General features: G+C 47.0%; 21 protein-coding genes and 4 pseudogenes. 9 read left to right on the top strand and 16 right to left on the bottom strand.

Annotated features, from left to right (window positions below):
- The first annotated feature begins 20 nt into the window (after window positions 1–20).
- A complete protein-coding gene (locus tag GKO28_RS16445; RefSeq protein WP_182077098.1) occupies window positions 21–602 on the top strand; it encodes a DUF4442 domain-containing protein in 582 nt (193 codons plus the stop codon).
- Between the two features lie 89 nt (window positions 603–691).
- The gene (locus GKO28_RS16440) at window positions 692–1384 is read left to right on the top strand and encodes an aspartate/glutamate racemase family protein (RefSeq protein WP_182077097.1); all 693 of its coding nucleotides are present in this window, start codon (window positions 692–694) and stop codon (window positions 1382–1384) included.
- Between the two features lie 56 nt (window positions 1385–1440).
- On the opposite strand, the gene GKO28_RS16435 is transcribed toward GKO28_RS16440, so the two are convergent.
- The 3 genes from GKO28_RS16435 to GKO28_RS21905 form a co-directional block, all read right to left on the bottom strand.
- Window positions 1441–1866: an ion channel gene (locus tag GKO28_RS16435; RefSeq protein WP_182077096.1), complete on the bottom strand. Its 426-nt coding sequence runs from the start codon at window positions 1864–1866 to the stop codon at window positions 1441–1443.
- A gap of 205 nt (window positions 1867–2071) precedes the next feature.
- Window positions 2072–2719, bottom strand: coding sequence for a YeiH family protein (locus GKO28_RS21910; protein WP_203564234.1), 648 nt, complete (start codon window positions 2717–2719; stop codon window positions 2072–2074).
- The gene (locus GKO28_RS21905; protein ID WP_203564233.1) at window positions 2707–3078 is read right to left on the bottom strand and encodes a putative sulfate exporter family transporter; all 372 of its coding nucleotides are present in this window, start codon (window positions 3076–3078) and stop codon (window positions 2707–2709) included. Before GKO28_RS21905 ends, GKO28_RS21910 begins: the two co-directional genes overlap by 13 nt.
- A gap of 118 nt (window positions 3079–3196) precedes the next feature.
- Here GKO28_RS21905 and GKO28_RS16420 point away from each other — a divergent pair, with 118 nt between their 5' ends.
- The 5 genes and pseudogenes from GKO28_RS16420 (at window position 3197) to GKO28_RS16400 (ending at window position 6714) form a co-directional block, all read left to right on the top strand.
- Window positions 3197–4126, top strand: a complete 930-nt coding sequence (locus GKO28_RS16420; protein WP_182077095.1) for a LysR family transcriptional regulator — start codon at window positions 3197–3199, stop codon at window positions 4124–4126.
- A gap of 61 nt (window positions 4127–4187) precedes the next feature.
- Window positions 4188–5149: pseudogene (locus GKO28_RS16410) on the top strand (DUF2813 domain-containing protein).
- Window positions 5133–5243 (top strand): annotated as a pseudogene (locus GKO28_RS23015) (DUF2813 domain-containing protein); the annotation flags it as partial. The pseudogenes GKO28_RS16410 and GKO28_RS23015, both read left to right, overlap by 17 nt.
- Before the next feature lie 6 nt (window positions 5244–5249).
- Window positions 5250–5864 carry an ATP-dependent endonuclease gene (locus GKO28_RS16405; protein ID WP_247646604.1) on the top strand — a complete coding sequence of 205 codons (615 nt, stop codon included), beginning with the start codon at window positions 5250–5252 and terminating at the stop codon, window positions 5862–5864.
- Window positions 5865–5952: 88 nt separating this feature from the next.
- The gene (locus GKO28_RS16400) at window positions 5953–6714 is read left to right on the top strand and encodes a molybdopterin-binding protein (RefSeq protein ID WP_182077092.1); all 762 of its coding nucleotides are present in this window, start codon (window positions 5953–5955) and stop codon (window positions 6712–6714) included.
- Here GKO28_RS16400 and GKO28_RS16395 read toward each other — a convergent pair.
- Entirely contained in the window at window positions 6711–6941 is a 231-nt protein-coding gene (locus GKO28_RS16395) for a DUF2789 domain-containing protein (protein ID WP_182077091.1), read from the bottom strand. The two genes, GKO28_RS16400 and GKO28_RS16395, sit on opposite strands and share 4 nt — an antisense overlap.
- 170 nt (window positions 6942–7111) lie before the next feature.
- On the opposite strand from GKO28_RS16395, the gene GKO28_RS16390 reads away from it, so the two are divergent.
- Together GKO28_RS16390 and GKO28_RS16385 are read left to right on the top strand one after the other, a co-directional pair.
- Window positions 7112–7933 (top strand): hypothetical protein, encoded by an 822-nt coding sequence (locus tag GKO28_RS16390; protein WP_182077090.1) that lies wholly within the window; start codon window positions 7112–7114, stop codon window positions 7931–7933.
- The gene (locus GKO28_RS16385) at window positions 7917–8885 is read left to right on the top strand and encodes a glycoside hydrolase family 18 protein (RefSeq protein ID WP_182077089.1); all 969 of its coding nucleotides are present in this window, start codon (window positions 7917–7919) and stop codon (window positions 8883–8885) included. The genes GKO28_RS16390 and GKO28_RS16385 overlap by 17 nt, the downstream gene beginning before the upstream one ends.
- A 215-nt stretch (window positions 8886–9100) precedes the next feature.
- Here the strand turns inward: GKO28_RS16385 and GKO28_RS20485 are convergent.
- From GKO28_RS20485 to GKO28_RS22425, 12 genes and pseudogenes are all read right to left on the bottom strand, one after another.
- Window positions 9101–9896: pseudogene (locus GKO28_RS20485) on the bottom strand (TrmH family RNA methyltransferase).
- A gap of 5 nt (window positions 9897–9901) precedes the next feature.
- Window positions 9902–11299, bottom strand: coding sequence for an HDOD domain-containing protein (locus GKO28_RS16370; protein WP_182077086.1), 1398 nt, complete (start codon window positions 11297–11299; stop codon window positions 9902–9904).
- On the bottom strand, window positions 11287–12012 hold the full coding sequence (locus tag GKO28_RS16365) for a class I SAM-dependent methyltransferase (RefSeq protein ID WP_203564232.1): 726 nt from the start codon (window positions 12010–12012) through the stop codon (window positions 11287–11289). The genes GKO28_RS16370 and GKO28_RS16365 overlap by 13 nt, the downstream gene beginning before the upstream one ends.
- Window position 12013: 1 nt before the next feature.
- On the bottom strand, window positions 12014–12562 hold the full coding sequence (locus GKO28_RS16360) for an OmpA family protein (RefSeq protein WP_282099350.1): 549 nt from the start codon (window positions 12560–12562) through the stop codon (window positions 12014–12016).
- A gap of 176 nt (window positions 12563–12738) precedes the next feature.
- Window positions 12739–12939, bottom strand: a complete 201-nt coding sequence (locus GKO28_RS20480) for a flagellar motor protein MotB (RefSeq protein ID WP_247646603.1) — start codon at window positions 12937–12939, stop codon at window positions 12739–12741.
- A 25-nt stretch (window positions 12940–12964) separates the two neighbouring features.
- On the bottom strand, window positions 12965–13825 hold the full coding sequence (gene motA / locus GKO28_RS16355; RefSeq protein WP_173534342.1) for a flagellar motor stator protein MotA: 861 nt from the start codon (window positions 13823–13825) through the stop codon (window positions 12965–12967).
- Between the two features lie 39 nt (window positions 13826–13864).
- The gene (gene rnhB / locus GKO28_RS16350; protein WP_182077084.1) at window positions 13865–14482 is read right to left on the bottom strand and encodes a ribonuclease HII; all 618 of its coding nucleotides are present in this window, start codon (window positions 14480–14482) and stop codon (window positions 13865–13867) included.
- Complete coding sequence (gene lpxB, locus GKO28_RS16345; protein WP_182077083.1) at window positions 14476–15660, bottom strand: lipid-A-disaccharide synthase; 1185 nt, start codon at window positions 15658–15660, stop codon at window positions 14476–14478. The genes rnhB and lpxB overlap by 7 nt, the downstream gene beginning before the upstream one ends.
- A gap of 5 nt (window positions 15661–15665) precedes the next feature.
- Window positions 15666–16444 (bottom strand): annotated as a pseudogene (gene lpxA, locus GKO28_RS16340) (acyl-ACP--UDP-N-acetylglucosamine O-acyltransferase).
- Between the two features lie 7 nt (window positions 16445–16451).
- Window positions 16452–16907, bottom strand: a complete 456-nt coding sequence (gene fabZ, locus GKO28_RS16335) for a 3-hydroxyacyl-ACP dehydratase FabZ (RefSeq protein WP_173534346.1) — start codon at window positions 16905–16907, stop codon at window positions 16452–16454.
- A 10-nt stretch (window positions 16908–16917) separates the two neighbouring features.
- On the bottom strand, window positions 16918–17352 hold the full coding sequence (locus GKO28_RS16330) for a hypothetical protein (RefSeq protein ID WP_182077082.1): 435 nt from the start codon (window positions 17350–17352) through the stop codon (window positions 16918–16920).
- Entirely contained in the window at window positions 17292–17957 is a 666-nt protein-coding gene (locus GKO28_RS22425; protein ID WP_182077081.1) for an LpxD N-terminal domain-containing protein, read from the bottom strand. Before GKO28_RS22425 ends, GKO28_RS16330 begins: the two co-directional genes overlap by 61 nt.
- Between the last annotated feature and the right edge of the window lie 2 nt (window positions 17958–17959).

Below are 17959 nucleotides of genomic sequence, written 5' to 3'. Positions count from 1 at the left end.
TTAGAAACCGATGGATGACTATGTCGCCCCTAGTAAAAAAACTCGCCTTTGCCATCCTTGCTCGACCGCGCCTTGCGGCTGCGCTATTGAAAATCGGTTTTAACTACTACCCTGCGATCCGCCGCACCGGTTGCAAAGTCAGCCAAATTAGTACCGACGTGCGGCAAATCACCGTCAAATTGCCACTGAACTGGAAAACGCGCAACCTCAATGGCAGCCTGTTTGGCGGCAGCATGTTTGCCGCCACCGACCCTTTTTATATGAGCATGCTGTATTTTAATTTGGGCGAAGAGTATGTAGTTTGGGATAAAGGCGGCACCATCCGCTTTAAACGCCCGGCACTCAGCACGCTAACGGCTGAATTTAGACTCGACGAAGCAGAACTGACTGAAATCCATCAATTACTCGCCATCACCCCAGAAATCACTCGCACCTATGCTGTGGCAATGGTGAACGCCAAGGGCGATGTCTGCGCCGAAGTCGACCGCGTATTATATATCGCGCACAAATCGGCTTACGACGCAAAACAACTGGAACGCCGCCAGCGACTAGCGCAAGCAGCCAGTGGCGCAGCTACATCGACTTCGTCAACGCCAAATTAAGGAAAAAGGTCAAACCAGGCCTCAGCACCATTGGTGCGATGACATCAAACACGAACAATACGAGATTATTATTGATTTTAGGGACGCAAATGAAAACCATCGGACTCATCGGCGGGATGAGCTGGGAATCAACCATTCCCTATTATCGACATATCAATGAGGCCATCAAACATCGCCGTGGTGGACTGCATTCAGCGAAAATTATTTTATACAGCGTTGATTTTCATGAGATAGAAATCTTACAAAGCAGCGGACAATGGGAAAAGGCGGGGGAGTTGCTCGCCCAAGCAGCTCGTACTCTCGAAATAGCCGGGGCTGACTGCATCGCCATTTGCACTAATACCATGCATAAAGTCGCCCCAACCGTCAGCCAAGCAGTCCATATTCCGTTGATTCATATTGCCGATGCTACTGGCGAGGCCATTAGTGAGCACCATTTAAATAAAATAGGTTTATTGGGCACCCAATTCACCATGGAACAAGCATTTTATCGCGATCGACTGATCGAACAGTTTGGTCTCACGGTACTCACGCCCAACAAGGCTGACCGTTTGAGCGTGCATCGCATCATTTACGATGAGCTCTGCCTTGGGCAAATCCGTCCTGAATCGCTATCAGTCTATCGCGACATCATGTCCGAGCTCGTCGCCCAAGGCGCTGAAGGTATTATTTTAGGCTGCACCGAAATTGCTCTTCTTGTTAAAGCAGAAGATGCCAGCGTGCCGCTCTTTGACACGGCACAACTCCATGCACAAGCCATTGCTCAATTCGCCCTATCATAAACACAAGGGTATATGTTCATCATCATTTATAAACATATATAACAGGCATATACCCTTTAGTTATTGGCAAGCGCATTGGCATTTAACTTGCCGCGAATGCCAAACAAATACGACGCGGACAAGCCAAACATCACCATGCCAACGCAAGATTCAAATGCCCCGCTTAAGCGGCCAATCGGCCCAGTTGGACCTTCAGCATAAAAACCGACGGTGGAATAACTAGAAATCGAATAGAAAAAAGCATCGCTAAAATTATGCATGGCACCAATCTCGACGTACACAAAGGCCCAAAGAAAGATCGACACCAAATGCACCACCAACAACAAATACGTCACGATGGCAAATAAAATCGCCTCAACCATGATCGAGCTGGCAAATTGCTGGATTAAGAATTTTTCAACATAGGTAATTAAAAAAATACCCAATACATGTATCAATACCGTAGCGACAACCAGTAAAAACCCACAGATTAAATAAATCATCTCTACCCCTCAAAAGGCAAATTACACTCGATTGCCACTCAGTCTAGAGCGCCTCCATCAAACTTGCGCGAGGCACGATGAAAAAATATCAAAGATCGCCACATCAAACAAAAAGGGTATTGGTTTATGTGCTTTATATAAAAAAAGCCCATAGCGCAATACCCTAATAATCAATACTTTTTAGTTAACTCATTTTGTCACAAGACTACCAGCGACCCGTCAAATGCTGCACCACCAAGCTGGTGCTGGCTACACTCACCCATACCAGTAAACCCAAAGCCACTGGACGCCAGCCGGTTTGACGCATCCGGCCCAAATCAGTCGACAAACCAATCGCCACCAAAGCCATCGTAATCATCACTGGGGCAATAAACTGCGCGGTTTTAATCATCCAATCTGGCAACATACTGCCAAACAAAGAAGCCAATAAGAACCACAAAATAAACCAAGGCACTGCTTTCCACACTGAGCCAGTTTCTTCTGCGATGGTTTCTTTGCGACGGGTCATGCCAAACAAGAAAGCAAAAATCAACGTCACCGGAATAATCAACATGGCGCGAGTCAGCTTCACAATCGTTGCATAGTCACCGGCATTGTCACTCCATGAATACGCGGCAGCGACCACTGACGAGGTGTCATTAATCGCGGTACCGGCCCACATACCAAAGCCACTATCGCTCATACCCAGCATCTGGCCAATGGCAGGAAATACCAGCACAGCGACAATATTAAATAAGAAAATCGTCGACAAAGCGAATGCCGTATCGTGTTCATCGGGCTTCACAACTGGCGTAATTGCCGCAATCGCCGAACCACCACAAATCGCCGTACCGGTACCGATTAATACACACACATTTGAGTGGGATTTTTAAATAAGCGGCCAAAAATAATGGCACTGAGTACCGCGGCGGTAATGGTGGCAAAAGTGATTTCTAACGAGCTCATGCCGGTTTTAATCACATCGGCAATCGGCAAGCTAAAGCCCAAGCCAACAATCGACCATTGTAAAATTTGCTTGGATGAAAATTGAATCCCCGCGCTAAATTGCGGCGCAATGGTCGTACGACTGCGGATGATAATACCCAGTAAAATCCCAACTACTGCGCCACCCATGAGTGGAAATGCATTACCGACAAGGGTTGAAATAATGGTCAAACCCAAAACTACGGCCAAACCGGGTGCGCAAGATTTAAGTTGATTGATGAAGGTCATAAATTGATCCAGTGATGTTTTTATTTGCGGACAACGCCACTATATCCCCCACCCCTACATCAAGATAAACCGTATTTTCAGGCTATAATCATCGGAAAAACCGATAAGCGAAAATACCATGCTAAAAATCACCCTGAGAGAGCTCGAAGTCTTTGTCGCCATCAGCCAAGCGGGGCAAGTTACTGCCGCGGGTGCGGCACTTGGGCTTTCGCAATCGGCAATGAGTGGCGCGATTGGCGAATTAGAGCGCCGCTTAGGCGTGACTTTGTTTGATCGAATCGGCCGCCGAGTCTCGCTTAATGAGCACGGTCGCTATTTATTGCCGCGTGCGCTCAATATGCTGCAACAAGCCCATGATTTAGAAACCATTTACCAGCAAGGCGTGCCAAGCCGCCTTAAAATCGCCGCCAGTCTCACCATCGGCAACTATGTATTACCGGCGCTGCTCGCGCCTTTAATGCAAGTGGCGAACACGCGCTATGAAGTTGAAATCGGCAACTCACCGGCAGTCATGAAAATGCTGCTCGACTGCAGGGCCGATATTGGCCTGATCGAAGCGCCGCTCACCCACAGTAATTTAATGTGCGAGCTCTGGCTCAAAGATGAAATGGTTATTTTTTGCCATCCTGATCATCCTTTGGCTGGCAGCACACCCAATCCAACTGAACTCGCGCAATGCGCGTGGATTTTGCGCGAGCCGGGCTCTGGCGTGCGGCAGAGTTTAGAAACTATGCTGTTGCCCCATCTAGGCACCATCAATGTGGTGCTTGAATTAGGTAGTGGCGAAGCAATTCGAGAAGCAATTCGACTGAATATGGGCATTAGTTGCGGCTCACGCCGCGCGATCAAGCGCGAATTGGCGGCAGGCACTTTTGCCACCATTCATTTAAAAAACCATGCTTTGGAGCGGCGATTTTTTTATTGTGTGGCATGCAGAAAAACAACTTACCGCCGGTGCAGAGCGCTTACGTTTGGCGTGTCATCAATGGCTAGACAACGAACAAGAGGCAGAAAAACAAAGCACTTGATGCGTGCTGACGAACATTGACAAGTGCATGTTATGATTGCATTGATCAACGTGACGCCCTTTCTTGACTCGGTAATCGACAATGCAACTGGCTCGGCTTCAAATCACCAATTTTCGTGGCATTAGTCAAATCGACTTAGCATTGAATGCCAACGCGACGGCGCTCTTTGGCGAGAACAACTGGGGAAAAACCAGCCTGATTAGCGCGCTATGTCGCTGCCTCTCTAGCCCAGCCCCGATTGCTACTTTATTTACCCATGATGATTTTCATCGCATCGCCAATTCACGCGCCAGCATTGCGCGGCGGCTACATATTACTTTGGTTTTCCAGTGCACTACGCCCAACGCTTGGGGGCACTGACTTGGCCCAATGCCAATGGGGTGAGCACCTTGGCGCTGCGCTTTGCTGCCGAGCGCTTTGGTCACACCGAGATTCGCGCTCGGCGCAGCTTTATTGGCGCCGATGGCAACGAAATTGAGCACCCCAATAGCGATGCGCTCGCTACGCAATTAATTCAATTGCATCCAGTATTACGTTTTCGCGATATGCAACTCACCGATTGGCTCACCCATCCGCGCCTAGCCAGCCAAGCGCACGATGACGACCCGCTACTGCCGGCCAGCGCCGCGGTGCGCGCCGTGTTTGAGCGAATTTTAACGCTACCACATCAGCTACACCCGCAAGAGTTATCCGCTGGCTTAGCCGCGATGCAAGCGTTATTTCACGAACAAGCACACTTATTACAAGGCAAAGAGCCACCACAGCGGCTGGCAGAACAAATCGCTGCTGCGCCGCTTAATTTTCGTGACGACGACACTTTAATTGAAATTGCCAATCGTTCTGGTTCGAGTTCGCGCCGCGTGACGCTGCTGATGTTGCTCGGTGCTTTATTGGCCGCACGTGGCGAAAACCCACTTCACGCCGATGCCAAACCCATTTTGGTGATGGAAGACCCCGAAACCCATCTGCACCCGATTCAATTGGCGATGATTTGGGGCTTGATCGAGCAACTCACCTTGCAAAAAAATCATCACCACCAATAATGGCGACTTACTTGGTAGCTTTGCGCAGCACGCGCTGCGCCGCTTAGTGCGCCGGAGTAACCACGTTCACGTTTATCAATTGGCCGATCACGCGCTATCGATGTCTGACGCCAGAAAAGTCGCTTTTCATATTCGCAGCAATCGCGCCAGCAGTATGTTTGCTCGCGTGTGGCTATTGGTTGAGGGTGAAACTGAGTTTTGGTTATTACCGGAACTGGCGCGAATTTGCGGGGTTAATTTCCCACTCGAAGGCATACGCTGCGTTGAGTTTGCCCAAGCGGGCTTAGCACCGTTGATTAAATTTGCCGATCATTTGGGCATTCATTGGCATGTGATTTGCGACGGCGACGACGCCGGCATGAAATACCAAAAACGCGCCCGCAGCCTACTGGGGAATCGCCCAGAAGAGCAGCACATTACGATGCTCAACTGTCGCGACATCGAGCATTTTTTGTGGGATAACGGCTTTGCCGACACCTATCGCCAAGCTGCCGCACCACGCGGCGAAATGAATCACTATTACCGTGCCGCACTAGAACAACAGCCACCGCTCAACGATGAAGAAATCATCAGCCGCGCGCTACGCCATCACTCCAAACCGGGGATGGCGCTCGAAATCGCCGAAGCCGCCGAAATCAAAGGTCGGCAAGCTGTGCCGGCAGTTTTGCAAAACATGTTTCAAACCCTACAAACTTTAAGCGAAGAAAGCAGCTAATTACTTTGCAATGTATATCCGTGCATGACAAACAATACATTAGCCACATGGATATACCCATCAAAAACTATTTTATGGATACAACACAATGGCGCAATTTACTGTATTGATTATTGGTGATGAGATTTTAAGCGGCCGGCGTGTCGATCAGCACTTTGCGGCGATTTTGCAGCGACTGCAGTCGCGCGGCCATACCTTAAGCAGCGTGCATTATTTACCGGATGATCCGGCGACGCTGATCGCACATTTTCAGCGCACTTTGGCCGAAAAACGCCACGTCATTAGCTGCGGCGGCATTGGCGCTACGCCCGACGACTTTACGCGTGCCGCCCTCGCTAGTGCGCTCAATGTGCCATTACAACTGCAACCGCAAGCAGCGGCTCTGATTGAGCAGCGCTTTGGGGATGACGCGTATCCGCATCGCATAAAAATGGCGGAATTCCCCCAAGGCGCAAGCATCATCCCCAATCCAGTCAACCAAGTGGCGGGCGCGGCGATTGCACAGCATTACTTGCTGCCGGGTTTTCCCACGATGGCTTGGCCGATGGTGGAATGGCTACTTGATCAGTACTACACCGCAGGCACCATGGCCACTCGCCGCAGCTTGACCGTGCTCGACGCTAAAGAAGGTGATTTAATTGATGTTATGCAAGCCGTTGTCGATCAATGGCCGCAACTGACTTTTTCTAGCTTACCTAGTTTTGGCAACCCGCATTGCCAGCAAGCGCATATCGAATTTAGCGTGCAAGGCGATACGCACGACAGCCAAACGGCAATTGATTTTTTACAGCAACAACTGAGTCAACTGGGCTATTTATTTTTAGAGCCCGCCAATATGCCGAGCGACTAATTGCTCAGCAAATTGGCCAGCATATCAATCGACTCGGCCCATTCTGCATCTTGCTCTAAAGCCTCACGTAAAAAAGCAGCTTGGCTGCTGCTCCAAAACGAAGCTTGCGCAATAGGCACACCTCGAGGCAAATGGTGCGCAGCCAAAAACTGCTCAATTTCTTGCGGCGCATTGGGCAAACCCAATTGGGCAAACAATACTGCCAAGGTATGTGTATTGGTATCCATCGCTCATTCCCACCCGATAAAAGTTCTAAATTAAACACAGCATCTGCTCTTGTTGTAGCTCATTTTTAATCGCTACAAATCAAACACAACGGCATATAAATTGGTATGTCGCGCCCCCTTTACAGTAAGCTAAGCACTGGCTTTTTTTTGCCTTACAGAGGGGAATAATAATGAGAAAAAAACTATTACCATTACTGCTTGTTACCGCGTTCGCCCATGCCGAGACGCCGGTCATGGAAGACAACTTCAATCAAGATTTAAGTCAATGGATTGGTCTAGGCGGTGAAGAAACCTCGCCAATATACACCTCGATTGAGCCCGATCCGCTCAATGCCGAAAACAAAGCCGCGCGCTTTAATAAACCGGTTAATATTGGCGATATTTTTAGCCGTAAGCAATTTCCAGCCGGCCAATATAAAATTGTTTTTGATTATTTGGGGATGTGCGGCAGCAATTGCGGCGCAACGCTCGGTTTGGATGAAGGCAAACCCGGTCGCAAAGAACAATGGATTGCCAGTACCGCCAATGGCTTTCCCAATCGCCTGAAAGACACCAAAAAATGGGAACATTATGAAATCGAATTTAAGGCTAAATTTGATTTCCATCTGAAGTGGGAGCAATGGGATTCAGCCAAAGGGGAAGGCAAAGATGCCTTTATTGACAACCTCAAACTCATTCGCCTTGATGCTGACAATACCGCCACCAGTGCTGCCAGCGTAGTCAAACCGATTACCAGCGGTGCTGCGGGGCCAAGCAGCCCACAGTCGGTGATGTATTTCACCTCTTGGGGTAAACACAGCAGCGATTTTAACGTTAAAAATCTCGAAACCAGCGGCGCGGCCGGCAAAATCACCGTGCTTGAATACGCCTTTGGTAATGTAAAAAACAATCGTTGTGTGGTCGGCGTTGATCAAGCTGGCGAAGGCACGGCCGGTGACGATTACTGGCTACCGTTAGCAGCCGATAAAACGCTCAATGGTTTTAGAAGATAAAGGCGACAAAGGCTTATACGGCCATTGGAATCAACTTAAGCAATTAAAGAAAAAATACCCAAATTTAAAAGTAGTCATCAGTTTGGGCGGTTGGACGTGGTCGAAACACTTTTCAGATGCGGCGCTACCGGCCAATCGAGAAGCATTTGTTAAGTCTTGCGTTGATGCCTACATCAAAGGCAATGTACCGGATAAAAACGGCAAAGTGGTACCTGGCCTGGCCGCAGGGGTATTCGATGGCTTTGATATCGACTGGGAATACCCAGGTTCCGCCGGCAATGATGGCAATGTCGTTCGCGAAGAAGACACCCCTAACTATACCGCGCTACTCGCTGAGTTCCGTAAGCAAATCGATGCAGTTCAACCCGGCCTGCTACTCACGATTGCCACGCCCGCTGCCAGCTCAAAATCAGAAAAAATCGAGCTAGAAAAAGTCATTCCGTCATTAAACTGGATCAACCTCATGACGTATGACTTCACCGGGCCATGGTCTGCCACCACCGGACACCATGCCACCTTAATCGGCGGCGCAAAAGATCGCGTTTCAGTGGATAGCACCGTTGATGAATACCTCAGCCGCGGCGTACCTGCCAATAAAATCGTGTTGGGCGTGCCATTTTATGGCTATGGCTGGACCGTAAATAGCTTAGACAACAATGGCCTATATCAACCGGCAATCGCCAAAGCCAAAGGCCCGCTCGAAGCGGGCTCTGCGCCTTATTCTTACTTAAAAACCTTGCCCGGCACGGTGCATCGCGATGAAAAAACGCGTGCAGTGTGGAAAGTGAATGGTAAAGACGTTTGGGTGTATGACGATGTGCAATTATTAAAAGAGAAAATTGCTTTCGTTAAAAAGAAAAAACTCGGCGGTATTATGGCGTGGGAATTGTCGCAAGACAGCGCTGATGCTGAATTAGTCGACACCATTTACCAAGGACTGATTAAAAAATAATTAGCGAATAATTCGCTAATTTAGCCAATTGAAGTGTTTTTTAAGCGGCTGTATCGCCTCAGTTTTTTTAAAGGCGGCAGCCGCTTTTTATTCTTGATTGCACATCATTCATTGCCACTCAGCAAGAGCGATAAGAAATGAATGCGCCAGTAAACGAAAACCGCGCCCACAAATTGCGAGCGCGGCAAAATCGGCGTTATCGCCATGCCATCATATTAAAGTGCGTTTACGCATGAAGTGCTGCGATTTTGTCGCTTAATTTCATATAAACAAATCGCTGCCGCATGACCGACATTGAGCGACTCAATGCCTTGTTGCATCGGAATTTTAATTCGCTGCGTGGCCACTTTAGCCAATGCTTCACTCACCCCTGCGCCTTCTGAGCCCAAAACCAGCGCTAAAGACCCAGTCAGCGGAGCATCATAAAGATCGACTGCGCCATCGAGTAAAGTGGCGGCGATTTGTCCTTTAAACTGGCTAGCAAACAGGCAAAGATCGGCGTTTTCAATCATCGGCAAAGCCAACTGCGCCCCCATACCCGCCCTGAGTACCTTCGGCGACCAAACATCTGCACAGGCGCTTAGAGAGCAATACCTGCTCAACACCAGCCGCTTGTGCCGTACGCAAAATCGCGCCGACATTACCCGGATCTTGCACGCCATCAAGCAACAACACAAAACCCGAATATTGCGCTGTTGGCGCCCTAGGGATCGCCACCACGGTCAATACGCCACTGGCACTGGGTAAGTCCGTTAGCTGATTAAATAATGCGTTGGCAAAACAAACCACATGCGCCGGACTGCGCGTCAGCAAGGCTTGAATTTCACTACGTTGGCAACCGGATTCGGAAACAATGATTTTTTCAAGCGGATGACCCGCATCGAGCCATGCGGCTAATAAATGACTGCCATCGAGCAGGGTTTGTTGCGTTTTAATTCGCTCACGCCGATTTTGCGATAACTTCATCACTTGTTTAAAAAGGCTGTTTTGCGACGAAGTAATAATTTCCATTGATTTCACACTGAAGAGCGGCGAGCGTTATGCGCCAAGGCCTTGCTCGCCAAAATACATATATTTTTAAAATGCGTGTAGTGAAATTCATTCACTGTACCATCCAAACCTGAATCGGCATAAATTAAACCCACAGGCTGCGCCCCCACAAAAATGGACATCGCACAGAAGCTTTTTGCGCCAATTTGCGCGACCAATTCTGGCGGTAAATGCGGCGAAAACTGAGTGTAATTATCAGCGTTAAGCCAAAAACTCTGTGGTTTTTGCAATAACTTGGTAAAAATATGCTGCTTTTCTAAAGAAATTCGTAATGCATGCAATGAGTCTGTCGGGGTAACACCTTGCACATACCGAGCGCGTAGCGCATTTTCCGCCGCCATCAATAAAGTAAATGCAATGCGCTGCATGCCCAGGCCTTCGGCTAAGGCACGAACGGCTAAAGCCATCACTTGATTCGTCGGTACCCCTTGCACGCCCGCCAAATGCAAAGCTTGCATTCGTTCAGCCAAGAGATCCTTCGCTGGGATTGCAGCAGCCAGATTGGCTGCCGGTGCAGTCCTCGCGGGCGTCGGCCAAGCGCCGGGCAACATGACCAAATAACGTGCTGGTGTATACAGTTGACTGCTTTTGCCCTCTTTACGTGCAAACGCAAGCAACTGCTCAGTCAGCAATTGCCAAACTTGTTCGGGTGGGAAGTTCAACACCCCTGCAATGGTCAGTAACCGCTGCTGAATTTCGTCTTGCCACCACCCTCGATCTAATTGCCGCGATAAGGGCACCACCGCATGCTGTAGCACGCTACGCGTTGCGGGCTCAGCATCAACCCGAATGAGATCCAAAATGGCGGTGGGCATTTGCCATTGTTCGAGCAAGTTCAATAAATCCAAAGAAGCTGCAGGCGCTTGCTCATCAAGATGGGGACTAATGATTGCCAATGACTCACACAAATTAGCCAACACCGCAGCGGCTTGGATTTCTCCCAATTTGGCATCAAAACGTTTGTTGGCAAAAACCGTAGCTAAGCGCCGTGCCAAGCGCGCTTCAAAAACACGTTTGAGTAGTTGCCCGTACTCTGCCTGATGTGCCGGCAGCATGACACTCTCTACTGTTTGTGCGCGAGCAAAACGTTCCAGAAATGGCGTCACACCGATTAACAGGATTGCAGACTCAATCGCCACTACATCTGCCGACATGCTGCTTTTTTGCCGCTGATTCATCATTCTGAGCACTTGTGCGGTCAGTAATGGATCACGTGCGACAATTTCGGCCACTTCACTGGGCCGAATCAGGTCAGCACGGCGAATCATCCCCATCAATTGATTGCGAGACTCTTGCAAGATAGGAATCGCACGGCGATCCCAAAATTGCAGCCAAGCATTACTTACTGATTTTACATTCGCCATAGGAAAAGCTTACCGTCTTTCCAATCATTTAATTCGATCACTTGATCCGCAGGAGCTTCTGGAACCACAAAGGTATTACTAATAAACAAAGTACCAGGACGCATTTGCGCTACCGCTTGCTGCCACAAATCCGGCATTGCCGCAGAGGATAAAAAAGCATACACGCATTCAAAAGCACCTAAATCAACGTTTTGGTAATCGGTATTGAGCCACGCTACATTGGCAGGCAATCGAACTTTACCGACTAGCCAAGGCCCTTTGGCATATTCCACCCCACTTAGGCTTAAGTCTTCGCGATGCTGCGCTAAGTAGTGCAAAACAGTACCGGTACCAGCACCAATATCTAAGAAGCGCGCCTGTTCTGGCACTATACCTGCTAGTTGTTGTAAAGCAGAGTGATTACTTAAATACAACGGCACTCGCGAGATCATCACCCGGCCAAAAATAAACCAACACAGCAGCAAGGCGAATAAATACCAATACGATTGAATATTTAACTGAGAAAACAGCAGCAGTAATGGCAAAAAGCATAAATGCATCCATTTCCACCAGAAGCGATCATGCAATAAATAAGCGGCTAAAAACGCCGCCATTGGAATGATCATCGTCGCCAGCAAAGGGCTAAAAAAATGACTGATGGGATAAAGAAGCAGCAAAGAAGCCGAAGTGATCAACAAAAAAATGGCGCTTTGCGGCCAATTTGTCACTGACATGCTATTGCACAGGTTTTTTAATTGGATTAACAAAACCTTCCTGCGCCGACGCTACGGGTTCAACGGCATCTTCACTTTGCCCCGCTTGACGACGAATATCCGTTTCTGCATCCCGATTGAGAACCACAATACTGATCCGACGATTCACCGGGTTATAGACATTGCCTTTATCGAGCGGAATCACATCGCCAAAACCATTCACGCGCAATACTTTTTCTGGATCTAAGCCACCAATAATCAACTCGCGACGCGAAGAATTTGCGCGCTCTGACGACAATTCCCAATTGGTAAATCCAGCCGCACCACCCGCAAATTGCGTGCCGTCGGTATGACCGGCTAATGAAACGGTATTAGGCACTTCATTGAGTAATTGCGCGATTTCTTGCAAAACACCATGCGCATAATCCTCTAATTCGGAACTACCGGATTTAAACATTGGGCGATTTTGCTCATCCACGATTTGAATCCGTAATCCTTCTGCCACCATATCGAGCTTAATTTGATTTTTGTACTGCCCTAAATTGGTGTTTTGTTTTATTTTATCATCCATTAAAGCTTCAAACTTTTGCTTTAACTCATTCAATCTTTTTTTGTCTTTTGCTGCCTCGGTTTGCGCAGGGGGCGCCCCCTTATTGACTTGCCCAGCTTGCTTGGTAATGTCATTACCACCGCCTTGAATCAGCGAATCAGCATCACCGGATCCCGAACCACCGGCGTTAGCGACTTTTAAAGGGTTGTTAAAATATAATCCGAAATCCCTTTTAAATTCCCTTTAGATACCGAGCCCAGCAGCCACATTAATAAGAAAAATGCCATCATTGCCGTTACAAAGTCGGCATAGGCAATTTTCCATGCGCCACCATGATGGCCACCGCCACCTTTTTTAATTTTTTTTACAACAATGGGGCGCTGAGAGTCATCGCTCATTATTTATCAACCCTTAAGGACTGCATTATTTAGATTTAGCGTTTTTAACAAACTCTTCTAATTCTTTAAACGAAGGCCGCTCGGTTGAATCCAATGCCTTACGCCCAAATTCAACGGCAACTTGCGGTGCATAGCCATTTAGGCTGGCAATTAACGTCACTTTAATAGTGAGAAAGACTTGATGCCCTTCGGCCATTTTAGTTTCTAATACATTCGCCAATGGCCCAACAAAACCATAGGCCAACCAAATACCCATAAAGGTACCAACCAGCGCAGCACCAATTAATTTACCTAATTCAGACGGCGGTAAGTGCAAAGACCCCATCACATGCACCACCCCCATAACCGCAGCCACAATACCAAATGCCGGTAAACCATCGCCCAATTTGGCCATCATTCCTGCTGCCACATGGGCTTCGTTATGATGGGCTTCGATTTCGATATCCATCAGATTTTCGATTTCAAATGCATTTAAATTACCACCGACCATTAAACGCAAATAGTCACAAATAAAATCTGTGACATGATGGTCATGCGCAATTTTGGGGTATTTAGAAAAAATAGGACTGGCGTGCGGATCTTCCACATCGCCTTCAATCGACATCAAGCCTTCTTTGCGCACTTTAGCCAGCAATTCAAAAAGGCAAGCAAATAAATCCATATAAAATGCTTTATTAAAAGGCGAGCCTTTAAAAATTGTCGGTAAAGCTTTGGTGAATAATTTTAATCCTTTCGCGCTGGAACCAGCAATCATGCCGCCAATTGCACCACCGAAAATAATAATAATTTCAGACGGCTGCCAAAACACTGCCAAATGACCACCATGCCAGACATATGCCCCTAAAATACAGACGCACATAAAAATGTAGCCAATAATGACAAACATAAGCCAGCTTCCTAGTTAGCGATCACGCAAAGAAAATTACTACATTACATCATAGAAGTTACAGCAGACCACGACAACGTTTAAAAATAGCTGACGTTGCGCGTATGCAGCTCGAACAGGTGCAAACGAGGTGCGGTGCTCTGGGATGGGGCCAAATTGAGCCAGTGCCGCCAAATGCTGTGCTGTGCCATAGCCTTTGTGCTGAGCAAAACCATACTGCGGATAGCGTAAATCTAAGGCATACGCTTCGGCATCACGACTGACTTTGGCCAAGATTGAGGCGGCAGAAATACATGCCTCAGTGGCATCACCCTTAATAATCGCCCTACTCGGCATTGCCAATACTGGCGTTCTATTGCCATCAACTAAAACTTCAGATGGCGTAATCGATAAAGCGCCAACTGCGCGCTGCATCGCGAGCATAGTCGCTTGCAAAATATTAATCTCATCGACCTCAGCGGCAGTAGCACTGGCTACAGCCCAAGCAATCGCCTGCTCTTTAATGCATACAGCTAAACGATCACGTTGTTTTTCTGATAGCTTTTTGGAGTCAGTCAACCCTTCAATCGTATGGTTGCTGGGCAAAATCACTGCGCCAGCAAACACCGATCCAACGAGGGGGCCGCGCCCTGCCTCGTCAACGCCACAGATCAGCATAGCTGCGCTCTTTTAGGTAACAGCTGTGCCACAGCCGCAGCTGCTCGCGCAGCTGCATCGCATTGCAACGTTTCATGCTGACTAGTAAACACTGCGGCTAAATCGCTCGACAAGTTTTTATCCAGCAAATAATTATTTAATGCTTGCGCCAAGTTTTCTGGCACCGCTTCATCTTGTAAAAATTCAGGAACAATAAAACGACCGGCAATAATATTAGGCAAACTTACATAGGGCAATAAGAACTTTCTTTTGATCATTTTATACGTCAGCGGGCTAATTTTATACGCAACGACAACCGGTTTTTTGGCGAGCATTGCTTCTAATGCCGCAGTACCAGAAGCCAATAAAATTGCATCAGATGCAATCATTGCTTCATGTGAATGACCAAACATTAAACGCCAATCCAGTGCCTGCGCATTTTGTAGCCAAATTTCACTCTCAAAGATTTGTCTGGTTTCGCGAGTAATAAAAGGCACTAAAAAAACCATATCCGATTGCACTTCAGACAATCGTAAAGCGGTTTTAACAAAAATAGACGCCATTACTTTCACTTCACGTTGACGGCTACCGGGCAAAACTGCAATTACTTTTTTTGCGGATCCAACATTCAATACTTCACGCATTTTAGATTGCTCATCGATCAAAGGCATTAAATCTGCCAAAGGATGACCTACATAAGTAGCGGGAATATTAGCTTGCTGATAAATTGATTTTTCAAATGGCAAAATAAGTAACATATGCGATACCGCTTTGCCAATTGCTTTAATCCGCTCAGGACGCCAAGCCCATACCGAAGGACTCACATAATGAACGGTTGGAATACCACTTCGTTTTACTTTACGCGCCAATCCAATATTAAAATCAGGGGCATCAATCGTAATTAATAAATCAGGTGTTTCTTTTTTAATTGCACGGACTAAACGCCGCCTTAATTTGAGCAAATTAGGCAAATGCCGCAACACCTCTACAATACCCCCAACAGATAATGTCTCCATAGGCTCAATGGTTTTAGCGCCAGCAGCTAGCATTTTAGGGCCAGCAACACCGGAAAATTGAGCAGTTGGAAAATGAAGTAGTAGTGCTTTAATTAAGGCCGCGCCCAATAAATCACCAGAAGCTTCTCCGGCAACAATGGCAATACGCGGCCCTTTCGCTGCGGTAAACAGTTGATCGTTCATAAGTATTAACGAACAATCCCACGTTTGGCTTGATCAAAGAAATTAACGAAGCAATCTAGAGCAGATTCTGTCTTTGCCATTTCACGAATTTGTGCCATTGCATCATTATATGCAACGCCATCTCGATACAAAATTTTATAAGCTTTTTTAACTGCAGAAATAGCTTCAGCGCTAAAACCACGGCGTTTTAAACCTTCAATATTGATACTTCGAGCACTAGCGCGATTACCTTCACACATCACAAATGGTGGTAAATCTTGCACAATAATCGAACCACCACCCGCCATAGCATGATCGCCAATAACACACAAAATTGATGAACCGCCGTGAGCCCACCTAAAATCACAAAGTCGCCAATTGAAACATGCCCTGCCAATGTCGCATTGTTGGCTAAAATCACGTTATTGCCAACAATGCAATCATGCGCAATATGCGCATAGGCCATGATCCAATTATCATTGCCAACAATAGTGTGCCCACGATCTTGCGCTGTACCCACTGAAATCGTCACATTTTGAAAAAATGTATTTCGATCCCCGATCGTTAATTGGGTCGACTCACCATTATATTTTTTATCTTGTGGCACACAGCCAACAGAACAAAAAGAATGAAATAGATTGTTTTCACCAATCTGGGTGTGACCTTCAATCACGCAATGCGCTTCAACAACGGTACCTGCAGATAATTTAACATTTGGCCCAATAATAGAATATGGACCAATAGTCACATCATCTGCCAGTACAGCATTTGAATCGACCAGCGCAGTAGGATGAATTCTTGGCATATATTTCTTAATTATTAGGTGTAACTTCGCGCTGAGCGCACATTAAATCAGCTTCACAAGCGAGTTCATCGCCAACATAAGCTTTGGCAACATACTTCCAAATGCCACGTTTACTTGCCACAATCTCAGCTTTTAAAATCAATTGATCACCCGGCACAACTTGACGTTTAAAACGCGCGTTATCAATACCGGCATAAAATAAAATGGTATCTTCTGATGGCGCAGGTTCAATACTTTTGAATGTCAAAATACCTGCAGCTTGTGCCAATGCTTCTAAAATTAACACACCTGGCATTACTGGATATTTAGGGAAATGTCCTTGAAAAAAAGGCTCATTCATTGATACATTTTTTAATGCAACAACAGACTTTCCTTTTTCAAGTTCCAGAACACGATCTACCAATAAAAAGGGATAGCGATGTGGCAAATGTTTCATAATGCCGACAATATCAATAGGTTCCATTTGTTTCTCCTTACTGCTCAGAATCTTTAGCTAAGCATTGTTTCTCGATTTTTTTTAAACGCTTAGTCATTTCATCTAAACGCCTAAACTGCAATACATTTCTTGCCCATGATGCATAAGGCATCACCGGTACACCGCTAGCATAAACGCCCGCCTCAGTTAATGAAGACGGCACGCCATTTCCAGCCAATAAAGTAATCCGATCCGCAATTTCAATATGGCCGGCAATCAAAACACCGCCGCCAATCAAGCAATTGGCGCCAATGGTGGTTGATCCAGCAATACCAGTACATGCTGCAATTGCAGTATGCGCGCCAATTTTTACATTATGCGCGACTTGAATTTGATTATCCAAACGCACGCCATCGGCAATCACAGTGTTATCTAAAGCCCCACGGTCAATCGTGGTATTGGCGCCGATTTCAACATGTGAGCCAATCTGCACTCGGCCAATTTGTGGGATTTTTTCCAGCGCTGACCGGCCCAAGCATTACCAAAACCGTCCGAACCAATCACTGCACCACTATGGATTTCAACATAATCGGCAATTTCAGTATCGGCATAGACCACCACACGGGCGTGAAATAAGCAATGGGCGCCAATTTTTACATTTTGGCCGATGACCGTACCGGCTTGAATCAAGGTATTTGCACCAATGACCGCCCCCGACTCAATGACCACCAAAGGGCCAATCTCTGCGGTTGGATCAACAACCGCATCATCAGCAACAATCGCTGAGTGGTGAATCCTCCCTTGTGCTTTAGGGGCTGGATGCAATAAAGACAATACCCGCGCAATAAACAACTGCGGGTCTTTAATGATGATTTGTGAGCATTGTAATTCAGGCTCAAATTGTCTTAACGCCAAAGCAGAAGCCTGACATGCTTTCGCCTGATTTAGAAATTTACTTCCCAAACAAAATGACAAACAACCTGCAACTGCAGAATCTAAAGATGAAACCGCGGAGATCTCAATATCCTCTCCGCGTAACTCACCACCAAAAGCGTTAATTAATGCCGATAATTTATATAATTTTATTGTTTCAATCACGA

Origin of the sequence: Deefgea sp. CFH1-16 (assembly GCF_016881365.1) — a bacterium.
Taxonomy (GTDB): Bacteria; Pseudomonadota; Gammaproteobacteria; order Burkholderiales; family Chitinibacteraceae; genus Deefgea.
This window is presented reverse-complemented; position numbering and strand designations above follow the sequence as displayed.

Coding starts and splice junctions, on each gene's coding strand:
- GKO28_RS16435 (WP_182077096.1), bottom strand. CDS start 1,866: ATGATTTATTTAATCTGTGGGTTTTTACTGGTTGTCGCTACGGTATTG.
- GKO28_RS16395 (WP_182077091.1), bottom strand. CDS start 6,941: ATGGATACCAATACACATACCTTGGCAGTATTGTTTGCCCAATTGGGT.
- GKO28_RS16390 (WP_182077090.1), top strand. CDS start 7,112: ATGAGAAAAAAACTATTACCATTACTGCTTGTTACCGCGTTCGCCCAT.
- GKO28_RS16370 (WP_182077086.1), bottom strand. CDS start 11,299: ATGGCGAATGTAAAATCAGTAAGTAATGCTTGGCTGCAATTTTGGGAT.
- GKO28_RS16405 (WP_247646604.1), top strand. CDS start 5,250: ATGTCTGACGCCAGAAAAGTCGCTTTTCATATTCGCAGCAATCGCGCC.
- GKO28_RS20480 (WP_247646603.1), bottom strand. CDS start 12,939: ATGAGCGATGACTCTCAGCGCCCCATTGTTGTAAAAAAAATTAAAAAA.
- rnhB (WP_182077084.1), bottom strand. CDS start 14,482: ATGCTGATCTGTGGCGTTGACGAGGCAGGGCGCGGCCCCCTCGTTGGA.
- GKO28_RS16445 (WP_182077098.1), top strand. CDS start 21: ATGTCGCCCCTAGTAAAAAAACTCGCCTTTGCCATCCTTGCTCGACCG.
- GKO28_RS16360 (WP_282099350.1), bottom strand. CDS start 12,562: ATGGATGATAAAATAAAACAAAACACCAATTTAGGGCAGTACAAAAAT.
- lpxB (WP_182077083.1), bottom strand. CDS start 15,660: ATGAACGATCAACTGTTTACCGCAGCGAAAGGGCCGCGTATTGCCATT.
- GKO28_RS16365 (WP_203564232.1), bottom strand. CDS start 12,012: ATGTCAGTGACAAATTGGCCGCAAAGCGCCATTTTTTTGTTGATCACT.
- GKO28_RS16400 (WP_182077092.1), top strand. CDS start 5,953: ATGGCGCAATTTACTGTATTGATTATTGGTGATGAGATTTTAAGCGGC.
- motA (WP_173534342.1), bottom strand. CDS start 13,825: ATGTTTGTCATTATTGGCTACATTTTTATGTGCGTCTGTATTTTAGGG.
- fabZ (WP_173534346.1), bottom strand. CDS start 16,907: ATGGAACCTATTGATATTGTCGGCATTATGAAACATTTGCCACATCGC.
- GKO28_RS21905 (WP_203564233.1), bottom strand. CDS start 3,078: ATGACCTTCATCAATCAACTTAAATCTTGCGCACCCGGTTTGGCCGTA.
- GKO28_RS16440 (WP_182077097.1), top strand. CDS start 692: ATGAAAACCATCGGACTCATCGGCGGGATGAGCTGGGAATCAACCATT.
- GKO28_RS16385 (WP_182077089.1), top strand. CDS start 7,917: ATGGTTTTAGAAGATAAAGGCGACAAAGGCTTATACGGCCATTGGAAT.
- GKO28_RS16420 (WP_182077095.1), top strand. CDS start 3,197: ATGCTAAAAATCACCCTGAGAGAGCTCGAAGTCTTTGTCGCCATCAGC.